The 13,785-nt window shown below is 66.2% G+C and carries 15 protein-coding genes; 4 read left to right on the top strand and 11 right to left on the bottom strand.

The window, feature by feature from the left end; all coding sequences use genetic code 11:
- Window positions 1-66: 66 nt before the first annotated feature.
- The 6 genes from ACRSCF_RS10740 to ACRSCF_RS10715 all read right to left on the bottom strand — a co-directional run bounded on the left by ACRSCF_RS10740 (window position 67) and on the right by ACRSCF_RS10715 (window position 6,070).
- Window positions 67-1,194, bottom strand: a complete 1,128-nt coding sequence (locus ACRSCF_RS10740) for a sulfate/molybdate ABC transporter ATP-binding protein (RefSeq protein ID WP_016448258.1) — start codon at window positions 1,192-1,194, stop codon at window positions 67-69.
- A gap of 36 nt (window positions 1,195-1,230) precedes the next feature.
- On the bottom strand, window positions 1,231-2,229 hold the full coding sequence (gene cysW, locus ACRSCF_RS10735) for a sulfate ABC transporter permease subunit CysW (RefSeq protein ID WP_016453281.1): 999 nt from the start codon (window positions 2,227-2,229) through the stop codon (window positions 1,231-1,233).
- Window position 2,230: 1 nt separating this feature from the next.
- Window positions 2,231-3,136, bottom strand: coding sequence for a sulfate ABC transporter permease subunit CysT (cysT, locus tag ACRSCF_RS10730; RefSeq protein WP_013801696.1), 906 nt, complete (start codon window positions 3,134-3,136; stop codon window positions 2,231-2,233).
- A 74-nt stretch (window positions 3,137-3,210) separates the two neighbouring features.
- On the bottom strand, window positions 3,211-4,212 hold the full coding sequence (locus tag ACRSCF_RS10725; RefSeq protein ID WP_013801695.1) for a sulfate ABC transporter substrate-binding protein: 1,002 nt from the start codon (window positions 4,210-4,212) through the stop codon (window positions 3,211-3,213).
- 158 nt (window positions 4,213-4,370) lie between these two features.
- Window positions 4,371-5,030, bottom strand: a complete 660-nt coding sequence (locus tag ACRSCF_RS10720) for an RBBP9/YdeN family alpha/beta hydrolase (RefSeq protein WP_013801694.1) — start codon at window positions 5,028-5,030, stop codon at window positions 4,371-4,373.
- A gap of 110 nt (window positions 5,031-5,140) precedes the next feature.
- Window positions 5,141-6,070: a LysR family transcriptional regulator gene (locus ACRSCF_RS10715; RefSeq protein ID WP_016448262.1), complete on the bottom strand. Its 930-nt coding sequence runs from the start codon at window positions 6,068-6,070 to the stop codon at window positions 5,141-5,143.
- A 175-nt stretch (window positions 6,071-6,245) separates the two neighbouring features.
- On the opposite strand from ACRSCF_RS10715, the gene ACRSCF_RS10710 reads away from it, so the two are divergent.
- Complete coding sequence (locus ACRSCF_RS10710; RefSeq protein ID WP_016448263.1) at window positions 6,246-6,884, top strand: FMN-dependent NADH-azoreductase; 639 nt, start codon at window positions 6,246-6,248, stop codon at window positions 6,882-6,884.
- An 87-nt stretch (window positions 6,885-6,971) separates the two neighbouring features.
- Here ACRSCF_RS10710 and ACRSCF_RS10705 read toward each other — a convergent pair whose 3' ends face one another.
- Complete coding sequence (locus ACRSCF_RS10705; protein ID WP_026062879.1) at window positions 6,972-8,087, bottom strand: hypothetical protein; 1,116 nt, start codon at window positions 8,085-8,087, stop codon at window positions 6,972-6,974.
- Between the two features lie 341 nt (window positions 8,088-8,428).
- Here ACRSCF_RS10705 and ACRSCF_RS10700 point away from each other — a divergent pair, with 341 nt between their 5' ends.
- On the top strand, window positions 8,429-8,833 hold the full coding sequence (locus tag ACRSCF_RS10700) for a hypothetical protein (RefSeq protein ID WP_227472554.1): 405 nt from the start codon (window positions 8,429-8,431) through the stop codon (window positions 8,831-8,833).
- Between the two features lie 91 nt (window positions 8,834-8,924).
- On the opposite strand, the gene ACRSCF_RS10695 is transcribed toward ACRSCF_RS10700, so the two are convergent.
- The 4 genes from ACRSCF_RS10695 to ACRSCF_RS10680 all read right to left on the bottom strand — a co-directional run bounded on the left by ACRSCF_RS10695 (window position 8,925) and on the right by ACRSCF_RS10680 (window position 12,047).
- Window positions 8,925-9,473: an NADPH-dependent FMN reductase gene (locus ACRSCF_RS10695; RefSeq protein ID WP_034364541.1), complete on the bottom strand. Its 549-nt coding sequence runs from the start codon at window positions 9,471-9,473 to the stop codon at window positions 8,925-8,927.
- An 84-nt stretch (window positions 9,474-9,557) separates the two neighbouring features.
- A complete protein-coding gene (locus ACRSCF_RS10690; protein ID WP_016453286.1) occupies window positions 9,558-10,388 on the bottom strand; it encodes a MetQ/NlpA family ABC transporter substrate-binding protein in 831 nt (276 codons plus the stop codon).
- 61 nt (window positions 10,389-10,449) lie between these two features.
- Window positions 10,450-11,115: a methionine ABC transporter permease gene (locus tag ACRSCF_RS10685; RefSeq protein ID WP_012206396.1), complete on the bottom strand. Its 666-nt coding sequence runs from the start codon at window positions 11,113-11,115 to the stop codon at window positions 10,450-10,452.
- A gap of 50 nt (window positions 11,116-11,165) precedes the next feature.
- Window positions 11,166-12,047, bottom strand: a complete 882-nt coding sequence (locus ACRSCF_RS10680; RefSeq protein WP_016448267.1) for a methionine ABC transporter ATP-binding protein — start codon at window positions 12,045-12,047, stop codon at window positions 11,166-11,168.
- 386 nt (window positions 12,048-12,433) lie between these two features.
- On the opposite strand from ACRSCF_RS10680, the gene ACRSCF_RS10675 reads away from it, so the two are divergent.
- Window positions 12,434-13,174: an energy-coupling factor ABC transporter ATP-binding protein gene (locus ACRSCF_RS10675; RefSeq protein ID WP_016448268.1), complete on the top strand. Its 741-nt coding sequence runs from the start codon at window positions 12,434-12,436 to the stop codon at window positions 13,172-13,174.
- A gap of 17 nt (window positions 13,175-13,191) precedes the next feature.
- Window positions 13,192-13,785 (top strand): energy-coupling factor transporter transmembrane component T family protein, encoded by a 594-nt coding sequence (locus ACRSCF_RS10670; protein ID WP_016453289.1) that lies wholly within the window; start codon window positions 13,192-13,194, stop codon window positions 13,783-13,785.

The raw sequence follows: 13,785 nt of genomic DNA, 5'->3' as shown, positions 1-13,785 counted from the left end.
AGGGCTGCGGCGCCGGCCCGGCGCTGCAGCCCTGTTCAGCGGGTGCAGGAAACCGTTGCCGCGCCGTCAGATGCCAGCCGCCTCGTCCAGGAACACCTTGGCGCGGCGCGGTGTCACCACCAGGGTTTCCCCCTCGCGCAGCGCCATGTCTCTGAACTGCTGCGCAGGAATCTGCGCCTCGATCAGGCCACCCTCTTCGGCATTGTCCGTGCTTTCGGTGCTCTCCGATGGAATAAGTTCCAGGCGCGCAATGGGCCCCACGACGATGGCACGGGCCAGCTGCACGACGATGCCCGTGGGCCGTCCCTGGACGTCCAGGTTCTGGCCGGGCGAGTAGCGCTCCACCTCCAGATCGTGCGGGCGCACATAGGCGAAGGCCTTGCTGTCGCTGGCGCCCTTGGCGTCGTGGCTGTCCAGCTGGGTGCCGTCGTCCAGGTAGACACGGCCATCGCTGGCGCGGCCCTTGAACAGGTTGACATCACCCAGGAAGCCGTAGACGAAGGGCGTGGCCGGGTTGTCCCAGACCTGCTGGGGCGTGCCCTCCTGCTCGATGCGGCCCTGGTTGATGACGACCACGCGGTCGGCCACTTCCAGTGCCTCTTCCTGGTCGTGGGTCACGAAGATGGAGGTCACATGCAGCTCGTCATGCAGGTGGCGCAACCAGCGGCGCAACTCCTTGCGCACCTTGGCATCCAGCGCGCCGAAGGGCTCGTCGAGCAGCAGCACCTTGGGCTCCACCGCCAGGGCGCGGGCCAGCGCGATGCGCTGGCGCTGGCCACCCGACAGCTGGGACGGAAAGCGGTCCGCGATCCAGTCCAGCTGCACCAGCTTGAGCAGGCTCATCACCTTGTCGCGGATCTGGGCTTCGCTGGGGCGCTGGCTGCGGGGCTTCACGCGCAGGCCGAAGGCCACGTTCTCGAACACCGTCATGTGGCGGAACAGCGCGTAGTGCTGGAACACGAATCCCACGTTGCGCTCGCGCACATGGACGTCGGTCGTGTCCTCGCCGCTGAAGTGGATGCTGCCCACGTCGGGCGTCTCCAGCCCCGCGATGATGCGCAGCAGCGTGGTCTTGCCGCAGCCCGAGGGGCCGAGCAGCGCGATGAGTTCGCCGGACTGGATGTCCAGGCTCACATCGCGCAGGGCCTGGAAATCGCCGAACTGCTTGCTGACGTTGCGTATTTCAATGCTCATGGTCTTGCTCTTGCTCTTTTCTGGTCGGGGCGGGCCTCAGGACACCTGCGGCACACGGGATGCCTGGGAAGCCGGCGTGGGGCGCTCGGGAGGCAGCTCGGCTGCGGCCTTGGCCTGGTGCTCGGCACGCCACTCGGCCACCGACTTGATGACCAGGGTCACCAGGGCCAGCAGAGCCAGCAGCGATGCGGCAGCGAAGGCGGCAACGGACTGGTACTCGTTGTAGAGGATCTCCACATGCAGCGGAATGGTGTTGGTCTGGCCACGGATGTGGCCCGAGACCACGGACACCGCGCCGAACTCGCCCATGGCGCGCGCATTGCACAAAATCACGCCGTACAGCAGGCCCCACTTGATGTTGGGCACGGTGACCTTCCAGAAGGTCTGCCAGCCCGTGGCGCCCAGCACGATGGCGGCCTGCTCCTCGTCGCTGCCCTGCGCCTGCATCAGCGGGATCAGCTCGCGCGCGATGAAGGGGAAGGTCACGAAGATGGTGGCCAGCACGATGCCGGGCACGGCGAAGATGATCTTGATGTCATGCTCGGCCAGCCAGGGGCCGAACCAGCCGTGGGCACCGAACACCAGCACGTACATCAGGCCCGCCACCACGGGCGAGATCGAGAACGGCAGGTCGATCAGCGTGATCAGAAAGGCCTTGCCACGGAACTGGAACTTGGCAATGCACCAGGCCGCCGCCACGCCGAACACCAGGTTCACCGGCACGGCGATCAGCGCCGTGATCAGGGTCAGCTTGATGGCCGACCAGGCATCGGGCTCCTGCAGGCCGGCGACATAGGCATCCCAGCCCTTGCGCAGCGCCTCGGTGAACACGGCCGCCAGTGGCAGCACCAGGAACAGGCCGATGAAGGTCAGCGCAATGCCCGTGAGAATCCAGCGCACAGCGCGCGGCTCGGTGGTGGAGAGCTTTTCACGCCGGCCCTTCGGGGGCGCCGTGAGCCTGTACAGCACCAGCACGGCGACCAGCACCGCGCCAATGATCTTGAGAAGCAATGCTTCCTGTGGAGACAACGCCATCTCAAGCCCCTCCCGAATGCTTGCGCTGCCATGCCTGCAGCGCGTTGATGACCAGCAGCATCACGAAGGAGAACAGCAGCATCACCACGGCCACGGCCGTGGCGCCTGCGTAGTCGTATTGCTCCAGCTTGCCGATGATGATCAGCGGTGTGATCTCGGAAATCATGGGCATGTTGCCCGCGATGAAGATGACCGATCCGTACTCGCCGATGGCGCGTGCAAACGCCATGGCAAAGCCCGTGAGCAGCGCGGGCGTGATGGCCGGCAGGATCACCTTGTAGAAGATCTGCCAGCGCGAGGCGCCCAGGCTGGTGGCGGCCTCTTCCAGCTCCTTCTCGGAGTCTTCCAGCACCGGCTGCACCGTGCGCACGACAAAGGGCAGGCCGATGAAGATCAGCGCAATCACCACGCCGTTCGGATTGAAGGCCAGCTGGATGCCGTAGGGCTCCAGGTACTGGCCCACCCAGCCATTGCCGGCCAGCAAGGCAGTCAGCGAAATGCCGGCCACGGCCGTGGGCAGGGCAAAGGGCAGATCGACGAGCGCATCGACGATCTTCTTGCCCGGGAACTTGTAGCGCACCAGCACCCAGGCGATCAGCAGGCCGAACACCAGGTTCACGCAGGCCGCCGCGAACGAGGCGCCAAACGTCAGCCGGTACGAGGCCAGCACGCGCGGCGAGGCCACGGCCTCCCAGAACTGGGGCCAGGTGAGCGAGAAGGTCTTGAACAGCAGTGCCGACAGCGGGATCAGCACGATCAGGCTCAGATAAAACAGCGTATAGCCCAAGGTCAGCCCGAAGCCGGGCAAAACGCGCTTGGCGCCGCGCCCTTTGCGCGCCGCACCGGACGGTGCGGGCACAGGAGCGTCGGCGCCAGGCCTTGGGCTGGTCGGAACGGCAGACACCATGTTGGATTCCAAATCAGCCAATGTGGGGAGGGGGCCTCAGGCGGACTGCGCCGCCTTCATGCCTGCTTGCGTGCTTACTTGCCGGGGACGTAGATCTTGTCGAACTGTCCGCCGTCGTTGAAGTGCACCTTCTGGGCTTCGGACAGCGAGCCGAAATACTTGGCCACGGTGAACTGCTTGATGGGCTTGAACACGTCGGCGTGCTTCTTGAGCACGGCCTCGGAGCGGGGGCGCAGCGCGTGCTGTGCGGCGATTTCCTGGGCCTCGTCGGAGTACAGCCAGGCCAGGTAGTCGTGCGCCAGCTGGCCCGTGCCCTTCTTGGCCACGGTGCGCTCGACCACGGCCACGGGGTTCTCGGCCACGATGGACACCGAGGGATGGACGGCATCGACCTTGCCCTTGCCGAATTCGCGATCCACGGAGACCACTTCGGATTCGAAGGTGATCAGCACGTCGCCGATGTTGCGCTGCAGGAAGATGCTGGTCGCGTCGCGACCGCCCTTGCCCAGCACGGGCACGTTCTTGTAGAGCTGCTGCACGAACTCGGCCGCCTGCGCATCGGTGCCGCCCTTCTCGCGCACCGAACCCCAGGCCGCCAGGTAGGCGTAGCGGCCATTGCCGCCGGTCTTGGGATTGACCACCACGACCTTCACGTCGGGACGGATCAGGTCGCTCCAGTCCTTGATGTTCTTGGGATTGCCGTTGCGCACCAGGAACAGCATGGTCGATGTGGTGGGCGAGGCGTCATTGGGGAATTTCTTGGCCCAGTCCTTGGCGACCACGCCGCTGTCGGCCAGGAACTGCACGTCGGTGGTGGTGTTGAAGGTCACCACGTCGGCGGCCAGGCCGTCGTTGACGGCACGCGCCTGGGCGCTGGAGCCACCGTGCGACTGGTCCACCTTGATGTCCACGCCCTTGGTCTTCTTGTAGTGGGCGACGAAGGCGGCGTTGTAGTCCTTGTAGAACTCGCGTGCCACGTCGTAGGAGACGTTGAGCAGCTGGTTCTGCGCCGATACGGTTCCTGCGGCGGCCAGCGCCAGGGTGGCCAACAAAGTCTTGAGCTTCAAAGAATGCATGGTTCGCTGCCTTTTATTAGTGGACATCTCTGCGGTGGATTCACAGACAGTCACATTGTGCGAACGCTGACTTAAAACTCAAAAGAATATATTTTTGTTTGTTAATGGCCTGTCACCATATAAAGAACCTGCCCTGCCCGCAGTCACCCGCCGGCCCATCACAGGCCGGCAGCCCATGGCGCGCCAGCGCCAGTGCCCGCAGAGACGGAGGCATGCGCAGCCGCCACACGTGGCGGACGCGGCGAGCGCGGCGAACGCACGGCAGGCCGGGGCTGGGCCGGCTGCCAGCTGTCGCCCTGCATAAGCGACTGCAGCAGCGCCAGGCCCAGGGGCCAGTCGCCAAAGCCTGATTCGACATTGATGTGCCCCGCGTTCTGCAGCCGCACGAACTCGCTTCCCCAGGCCCGCGCATAGGCGCCGGCCCGGCGGATCGGACAGTAGGGATCGTTGCTGCTGGCCACCAGCACGCTGCGGTACGGCAGCGGCGCATAGGGCACGGGCGCAAAGTCGGCCAGCTGGGCACGGCGCTCGGGATCGGCCGGCGCCACCAGCAGCGCACCGCGCACGCGCGCACTGGCCTCGGGACCCAGGTGCGCTGCCGTGATGCAGCCCAGGCTGTGGGCGGCCAGCACCACCGGCTCGGGCCGGGACAGCACCAGTTGCTCCAGCGCGGCCACCCAGGGATCGCGGTGGGGCACCAGCCAGTCGTCCTGCTCCACGCGCTCGGCATGCGGCAGCTGCTGCGCCCACAGGCTTTGCCAGTGGTCAGGACCGGAGTTGCGCCAGCCGGGCACGATGATGATGCGGTGGGGATTCATGGGTTCTCCTGGACTGTCCATTGCTGGACATGGGCCCCGATTGTGGAGAACGCCGCCGACGATCCCAACGAACGATTTGTTGTTTTCTTATGGCGTGGCGGGGTGCAGCCTCAGCGCGCCACCGGCTCGCGCGTGGCGTGGCTGTTTCGCCCCGGCACGGTCTCTCCCAGGAAGTCCAGGAAATGCCGCACGGCCGGCGCCAGGCCGCGCCGCGAGGGGAAGACCGCATGCACGATGCCCTGCGGCGGCTCCCAGCCCGGCAGCAGATGGACCAGCCGGCCTTCGGCCAGTTCCTCATGGCACATGTAGTCGGGCAGCCAGCACATGCCGCTGCCGGCCAGCGCCGCGAATTTCAGCGTCAGCAGGTCATCCACCACATAGCGCGGCTGCAGCTGCAGGCGTTGCTCGCGGCCTTCGGGGCCGACCAGCAGCAGGCTGGACTGGCCATCCACCGCCGACATGGACATGCTGTCCAGGTGCTGCAGGTCGGCCAGGGCGCGCGGCGTGCCCTGGCGCTCCAGCAGCTCCGGGCTGGCCACGAGGATCTGGCGCGCCACATCCAGCCGCTTGACGACCATGGAGCCGCTGTCCTCCAGACTGGGGCGCACGCGCAGCGCCACGTCGATGCCCTCCTCCACCAGGTTCACGGGCCGGTTGGTCACCTGCATCTCCACATGCACCAGCGGGCAGCGCTGCAGGAACTGGGGCATGAGCTCGCCCAGCACGGTCTGGGCCAGGGTGACGGGGCAGCTCACGCGGATGGTGCCGCGCGGCTCGGTCTGCACCTCGGCCACGGTGTCGGCGGCGGCCAGGGCCGCATCGCGCATGGCCTGGCAATGGCGCAGATAGGCCTCGCCCACCTGGGTCAGCGAGAGCTTGCGCGTGGTGCGCTGCAGCAGGCGCACTCCGAGCCGGGCCTCCAGTTCGGCCACGCGCCGCGACAGCCTGGACTTGGGTATGCCCAGCGCCCGCCCGGCAGAGGCGAAGCCGCCGCGCTCCACGACCTCGGCGAAGTACAGCATGTCGTTGAGATCCATCATGTCGCTCGTCCCTCCCTGTGCTCATTGGCTGCAAATTCAGGACAATCTATCGCAATTTCTGCGGCTTATCAAAGACTCTGTCCAAATTCACAATTGATCCCATCGTCGGCCCTACAAGCTTTCCCGAATGGCCGATCCCAACCGCGATCCCAACCGACATCCCAGGAGCTTTTTCATGCAAGTGCTGCACATCGACTCTTCCATCACCGGCGCCGCTTCGGTGTCCCGCCAGCTGACCGCCCAGACCGTGGCCGCCCTGGTGGCCGCCAATCCCGGCGCCAAGGTCGAGTACCTGGATCTGGCCGTGAACGCCCCCGACCACCTGAACGCAGTGTCCATGGGCTTTCGCACCGGCCAGGCCGCCACGACGGAAGCCGAGCGCGCACAGAACGCCATCTCCGAAGCCCTGGTGAGCCAGTTCCTGGCGGCCGATGTGGTCGTGGTCGGCGCCCCCTTCTACAACTTCACCATCTCCAGCCAGCTCAAGGCCTGGATCGACCGCATCGCCCAGGGCGGCCGCACCTTCCGCTACACCGCAGCCGGCCCCGAAGGCCTGGCCAAGGGCAAGAAGGTCATCGTGGCCTCCACGCGCGGCGGTGTGTACTCCACCAGCGAAATGGGCCAGGCCCTGGAGCACCAGGAAAGCTACCTGAAGACGGTGTTCGGCTTCCTGGGCATCACCGATGTGAGCATCGTGCGCGCAGAAGGCGTGGCCATGGGCGATGAGTCCAAGGCCAAGGCCCTGGAATCGGCCCGCAACGACATCGTGCGTGCAGCGGCTGCCGCCAATCAGGAAGCGGCCATCGCCGCCTGAGCTCGGTCTTGCGCATAAAAAAGCGCAGGCACCCTGACCGGGGCGCCTGCGCTTTTTGCTGGCCGCCGAGCCTGGCAGCCGTCGCAATCAGCGCACCAGCGGACTGGTGCGAACGACGGCGTACGCGCCGGCGATCAACAAACGGTCCTGGCGGTCGAAAGCAATGGCTTTGACGTGCAGCAGCTTGCCAGGCAGCGGCCCCAGCTCGTATGCCAGGGGTGCGCTGTCCACACGTCCTGCCACGATGCTGAGCTGCCCGCTATCCGAAAGCTTTTGGACCAGGGTGCTGCGGTTGCTGGTCACAACGTAGATGCCATTCCTGCTGTCCAGGGCCATGGAAGTCACGTTGTCATCCAGCCTAGCCAGCGTTTGGCCTGTCGTGTAGTTGAGGATTTCTCCACCACGGGCCACCAGCAGTTGCCCATTGCTGGCGACGGCGAGCGCGTTGAAACCTTCGCCTGGCAACGTGGTGACCTCACCATCGGCCGTGACCTGACGCAGCCTGTTCCCATCCAGCACGAACAGCCGGCCATCGGGCGTACGTCGCATGGCATGGGGGCCGGAAAAAATCGCTGCAGCGCCAACGCCATCCTTAGGGCCACTTGAATTGGGCCCACCACCGGCCAGCGCCCGCACTGCGCCCGATGCCTGCTGCACCCAGACGCCCATGCCATTGCGGGGCATGCCTCCACTGAAGACAGCGCACTCTGCACAGGTCAGGCCATCCGCAACAAAGACCTCGCCACTGCCACCTGCTGCAATAGCGCGCGGATACAGATAGTTGCGGGGCTCGCCCCAGTCGCGGTCACCCCCTGTGGAGAAGGTGGACACCACACCTTCCCCCGCAATCCGGCGAATGCGAGAGCGCTCGGGTGTGGGGCAAGGCGGCTGCGGTGACACAGGCGGATAAACATCTTCCGACACATAAATGTCGCCAAGCGGCGAAAGGGCGAGATCGGTGATTCTCGAAAACCGCGCCTGCGCGCCCACGCCGTTGACCTGACCACAGTGGTCCTGAGCCAGTGCGTCGGGCTTGCTTGCAAGCGAACCCGCCAGCAGCGACATCTGCACAGGCGCCGGCTGCGGCTCGACAACTGAGCCATTGCCATCGCCTCCCCCACCGCCGCACGCCGCCAATACGGTCACCAATGCCACGCTCAGCGCGGCGCCCCTGCACAGATTTTTCCAGCCCTTTTTTTGCATCTTGTCTCGCCCTTATGGATGAATGCCGTCATGAACGTCACGCCAGCAGTCTAGTGGGCGTTACCAAACAAAACAGGTATCCGCTTTTTCCGCTTCTTTGAAAAATCCAATGCCTGCCTGGCCTTGCACGACACACGAAGCTGTTAGGCTGACCCATCACCGCCATATTCGCGGCTTTGTCCGACACGAACCGTCTGTATTTCAGAAAGTCGGCGGACCTGCCGATATCCAGGCAGCCTCATTGCATTCACTGCCTTCCATCCATGCCAGCCACAAGTCCCCGCCCCCATGTCCGGCCCCGCGGCCCTGTCCATGCCCGCCCTCCGTCCGATGAAAACCTGGTGATCACGGTGATCGCCGTGTCCCTGCTGGCCATCACCGTGGTGGGCATTGGCGTCTACCAGTTCCTGCAGTACCAGCGCGAGCAGGATCAGGAGCAGCTCAATTCCCGCGTGTACCGCAGCTATGTGCGCAACACCGACGAGGCACCTGCGCCCGAGGAGCCCGAGCAGCCCGCCGCAGCGCCCACCCCCGCCAAGCCCAGCCAGCAGCAGCTGAACCAGGAAATGACGCGCAAGCTGCTGGCCCATCCCGGCGTGACGCCCGGTGCCGGCTTTTCGGCGCCCGGTGTCAAGTCGACCGGCGTGGTGATCATCGACGCCATCGACCAGGCCCAGGCGCGCGAGAAGGCATCGTCCGCCGCACGCCCTGCTGCGGCGATTGCCAACCCGTCTCCCGCTTCCTGACGCTGCCTGAGCTCTGCGCTCGCAGGCCCCCCAACGCAAAAGCCCGGCATTGCCGGGCTTTTTTGTGTCTTGAGCGGCCTTGCCGCACCGCTCACTGGTGCTTGCGCACCCAGGCCGCGAACTTCTGCACGAAGCCGTTCACGAAGTCGCGGCTGCCGGCGCCAATGGAGCCGTCTTCGGCAAACAGGCCGTCCTTGGCCTGGATGAAGATTTCGGGCTGGGCCAGCGTGGGCATGTCCAGGTAGGCCAGCACATTGCGCAGGTGCTGCTGCGCCAGCGCCGTGCCGATGGCACCCACGGAGACGCCGGCCACGGCAGCGGGCTTGCCGGCCCAGACGCTCTTGCCGTAGGGGCGCGAGCCCTGGTCCAGCGCGTTCTTGAGCACGCCGGGAATCGAGCGGTTGTACTCGGGCGTCAGGAACAGCACGGCCTGGGCCGACTGGATCTGGGCGCGGAACTGCTTGACCACGTCCACCTCATTGCCGTCATGGTCCTGGTTGTACAGCGGCAGGGCATCGATGGCGACCTGCTCGAAGACCAGGCCTTCGGGTGCCAGGCGCGCAATGGCGTCGGCGAATTTGCGGTTGAAGGAATCCTTGCGCAGGCTGCCCACGATGACAGCGACCTTGATCTGGCTCATGCATTGCTCCTGGAGGAAGTGGCGAAAAACGGGCGGGAGGCGTACCTCCCGCAGGCAGCCATTATGTGGCTGCCTGCACGGCGCTTACTGTAGGAAAGTGGGCTTGGCATAGCCCTGGAACTTGCTGTCCACCACGGCCTTGAACTCCGCCGAACGGTAGACCTCGGCCAGGTCCTTGGCCCATGCCGCGCCCTGGTCCTTCTTCTTGATGGCCACCACGTTCAGGTAGTGGTCGGGGGTCTTTTCCAGCGAGACGGCCTCGGTCAGCTTCAGGCCCGAGGAGATGGCGAAGTTGCCGTTGATGATGGCGTATTCGGTATCGCCCAGCGAGCGCGGCAGCTGCGCGGCTTCCAGCGGGATGAACTTGAGCTTGCGCGGGTTCTCGGCCAGGTCCTTTTCGGACACGCGCAGCGGGTCGATGCCGGGCTTGGCCTTGATCAGGCCGGCCTGCTCCAGCAGCACCAGCGCGCGGGCCAGGTTGCTCGGGTCGTTGGGCAGGGTCACGCGGTCGCCTTCCTTGGCCTCGGCCAGGGTCTTGCGGGTCTTGGAGTACACGCCCAGGGGGGCAATGGGGCCTTGCACCAGTTCCACCAGGTCCAGCTTCTGGTCGGCCGCGAACTTCTGCAGGTAGACACGGTGCTGGAAGAAGTTGGCATCCAGCGAGCCCTGGGCCAGCGCCAGGTTGGGCTGCACGTAGTCGTTGAACTCCACCAGCTTGACCTGGTAGCCCTTCTTTTGCAGCAGCGGCACGATGCCCTGCTTGAGCTGGTCGATGTTGGAGCCTGCCGTGCCGCCGATCACCAGCTGCTTCTTGTCGGCCTGGGCATGGGCGGGCAGCGCCAGCACGCTGGCAGCGGCAAGGGCGGCGGCCGAGGCCAGCAGGTGGCGGCGCACGAAGGAAAGGGATGCGGTCATGTCGGAATCCTTTTTTGGGAGGGAGCGGGAAGAAAGAAGAAAGCGGGTCTGGACAGCGCGCTCAGCCGCGCTTGTCCAGGCGGCGGGCCGCCGTGTTGCCCACGAACTGGATGACCTGGACCATGGCCACGAGGATGGTCACGGTGAGCACCATCACATCGGTCTGGAAGCGGTAGTAGCCATAGCGGATGGCCAGATCGCCAATGCCGCCGCCGCCCACCACGCCGGCAATGGCCGAGTACGACAGAAAGCTCACGGCCAGCACGGTCAGCGCCAGCACCAGGCCCGAGCGCGCCTCGACGATGAGCACGCGCCAGACGATCTGCAGCTCCGAGGCGCCCATGGCGTGCGCGGCCTCTATCACGCCGCGCGGCACGTCGCGCAGGCACTGGTCCACCAGGCGTGCCAGGTAGGGAATGGCCGCCACGGACAGCGGCACGGCCGCAGCCAGCGGGCCGATGGAGGTGCCGGCCAGCCAGCGCGTGAAGGGCACCAGGGCGACCAGCAAGATGATGAAGGGGAAGGACCGCACGGTATTGACCGTCCAGTTCAGCACGGCAAAGGCCGGGCGGTTGTCCAGCGACTGGCCGGGGCCCAGCAGGAACAGCAGCACGCCCAGCGGGCCGCCGATCAGCACGGCGGCCGACAGGCCGATGCCCAGCATCAAAAGGGTCTGGCCCATGGCCAGCCACAGCTCGGGCAGGATTTCGACGATGTTTTCAGACATGGGAATGCGGAAGCTAAAAGAAGAGGAAAACGGGACCGGGCGAAAGCCCGTCAGTGCTCGGAGCCGCCCACGGCGCGCAGCACCACGGGGCGGGTGGCGCCGCGCTCGCGCAGGGCCTTGTCGGCACGCTCCACGCGCAGGGCCTCGAGTTCGCTGCCCAGCAGCGTGGCGCGCTGCGGCGCCTCGTAGGCCCGGCCCTGCGGCAGGGCGGGCAGCGTGAAGCGTTCTGCCACCTGGCCCTGCTCGATGATGGCCACTTCGCTGCACAGCGCATCGACCACGGCCAGCTCGTGCGTGACGATGACGATGGTCACGCCCAGGCGGCTGTTGATGTCCGCCAGCGTGGCCAGGATGGAGCGCGTGGTCTCGCTGTCCAGCGCCGAGGTGGGCTCGTCGCACAGCAGCACCTGCGGGCGCGGCGCCAGGGCACGCGCAATCGCCACGCGCTGCTTCTGACCTCCGGACAACTGGGCCGGATAGCTGCCGGCCTTGTCGGCCAGGCCCACGATGTCCAGGCATTCGCGCACGCGCTGCTCGATCTGGGCGCGCGAGTGGCCGCCATGGATGCGCAGCGGAAAGGCCACGTTCTCGAACACGCTGGCGTTCTGCAGCAGGTTGAACTGCTGAAAAATCATGCCGATGTTCTGGCGCGCCTCGCGCAGCGCGCGGCGGCCCAGGTCGGTCAGGCGCTGGCCGGCCACCACCACCTCGCCGCTGTCGGGACGCTCGAGCAGGTTGATCAGGCGCAGCAGCGTGGACTTGCCCGCACCGCTCTTGCCGATCAGGCCGAAGACCGTGCCCTGGCCGATGTCCAGTGATACCGAACGCACGGCATCGAAGTGCTTGCCATCGGCTGTTACAAATTTCTTTTGCAGGTCGCGCAGGCGGATCAGCGCGTTTTCCGGGGCGAAATCGGCGGTCTGGACGGTCATGGAGTCTCGGTTCGGCAGTGAAAACGGTCCTGGGATCGACAACGGCAGCCTTTGCACCGCCATCTCCAGGCAATGGCGCGCAATTTCCGGGTCCTGTGCTACGCAGTTGGACGCAGTTGCAAGCCGATGGGCATGCGTTGTCTTGCGTCGTCGCCAAGCACAGGCGAATCCCCAGGATCTGCCGTCATTAGTGTTCTAACGAGTGTGTTGCAAAACGTTGTTCAAACAAAAGAATAAAAAATACGGTGCTTATATCGATTGCCGTCTTTCAAGCCTTGATGTACGGCCTGGACGGCATTGCTAGAATCCGCCCCCGACAGGCCTGTACAACGGCAAGATTCCTTGTGGTTGCGTGCACTACAGGTAAGTACCCGCTTTCATTCGCCATGCCTGAATCCTCCCGAACTGCCGACTGCCCCGCCTGCGCCGCCAGCCTGCGCGTGGAAGCCGTGCGCCTGCGGCGCGGCATCACGACCGTCTTTGACGGCCTGGACCTGCAGCTGGACGAGCCGCGCGTGGGACTCATCGGCGACAACGGCGCGGGCAAGACCAGTCTGTTCCGGCTGCTGTGCGGCCTGGATGCGCCGCAGGCCGGGCGCGTGCTACTGGACGGCACCGAACTGCACGAGGCCCGCGCCAGGCGGCCGGGCCAGGTCGGGCTGATGTTCCAGAACCCCGACGACCAGATCATCTTCCCCACCGTGGAGGAAGAGCTGGCCCTGGGATTGCGCCCTTCGGGCATCTCGCGGCGCGAGGCCACGGAGCGCGCCCGCGCCCTGCTGAGCAGCCGCGGCCTGGCCGACTGGGCTCCGCGCGCCGTGGCCGGGCTCAGCCAGGGCCAGCGCCAGCAGGTGTGCTGGCTGGCCCTGCTCATTGCCGCGCCGCGCGTGCTGCTGCTGGACGAGCCCTTCGCCAGCCTGGACCTGCCGGGCCAGGCGCGGCTGGCCAGGGACATCGCGGCCGCCGAGCAGCAGGTGCTGGTCTCCACCCATGTGCTGGACCACGTGCGCAGCTTTGGCCGCGTGCTCTGGCTGGAGCGTGGCCAAGTGCGCGCAGACGGCCCCGGCCACGCGGTCTGCGCGGCCTATGAAGCCGACGTGGCCCGCCGGCTGCAAGCGCAGTCCTGACGCAGGAGCCGGCCGCCATGGGAAGCCTCTACAGCGAATACACCAGCTGGCTCCATGCCTGGAGTGCGGGCCGCAAGCTGCTGCTCATGGCGCTGCTGGGAACGGGCCTGTTCCTCATCGATTCACCGTGGCTGCTGGCCATGGCCGGCGCCGCCTGCGGCCTGCTGTGGCTGTCGCTGGGCCGCGCCACCGAGGGCGCACGGCGGCTCATGCTGTCGGTCACCGTGGCCGCCCTGCTGGTGGCTGCCTTCCATGTGTGGATGCAGCACTACGCCCTGGCCGCCGCCAGCGCGCTGCGCCTGGTCTGCGCCTCCACGCTGGGCATGGCGCTGACCGTGAGCACGCGCCCCAGCGATCTGGTCGATGTGCTGGAGCGGCTGCTGGCGCCGCTGGAGCGCATCGGCATCTCCCCCGAACAGGTGGCCCTGCAGCTGGCATTGATGCTGCGTTTCACCGAGCATTTCTTCGTGCAGTGGAAGCGCATGGACGATGCCCACCGGCTGCGCACGGGCCGCGCCGGCGGCCTGCGCCTGATTGCGCCGCTGACCATCCACATGCTGCAGGCCACGCGCCGCGTGTCCGATGCGCTGTGGGCGCGCCTGGGCCGCTGA

The organism is Delftia sp. 11MD (assembly GCF_050907895.1).
GTDB lineage: Bacteria > Pseudomonadota > Gammaproteobacteria > Burkholderiales > Burkholderiaceae_C > Comamonas > Comamonas tsuruhatensis.
Note: the sequence above shows the minus strand (reverse complement) of the source record. Positions and strands in the feature narration are given on the sequence as shown.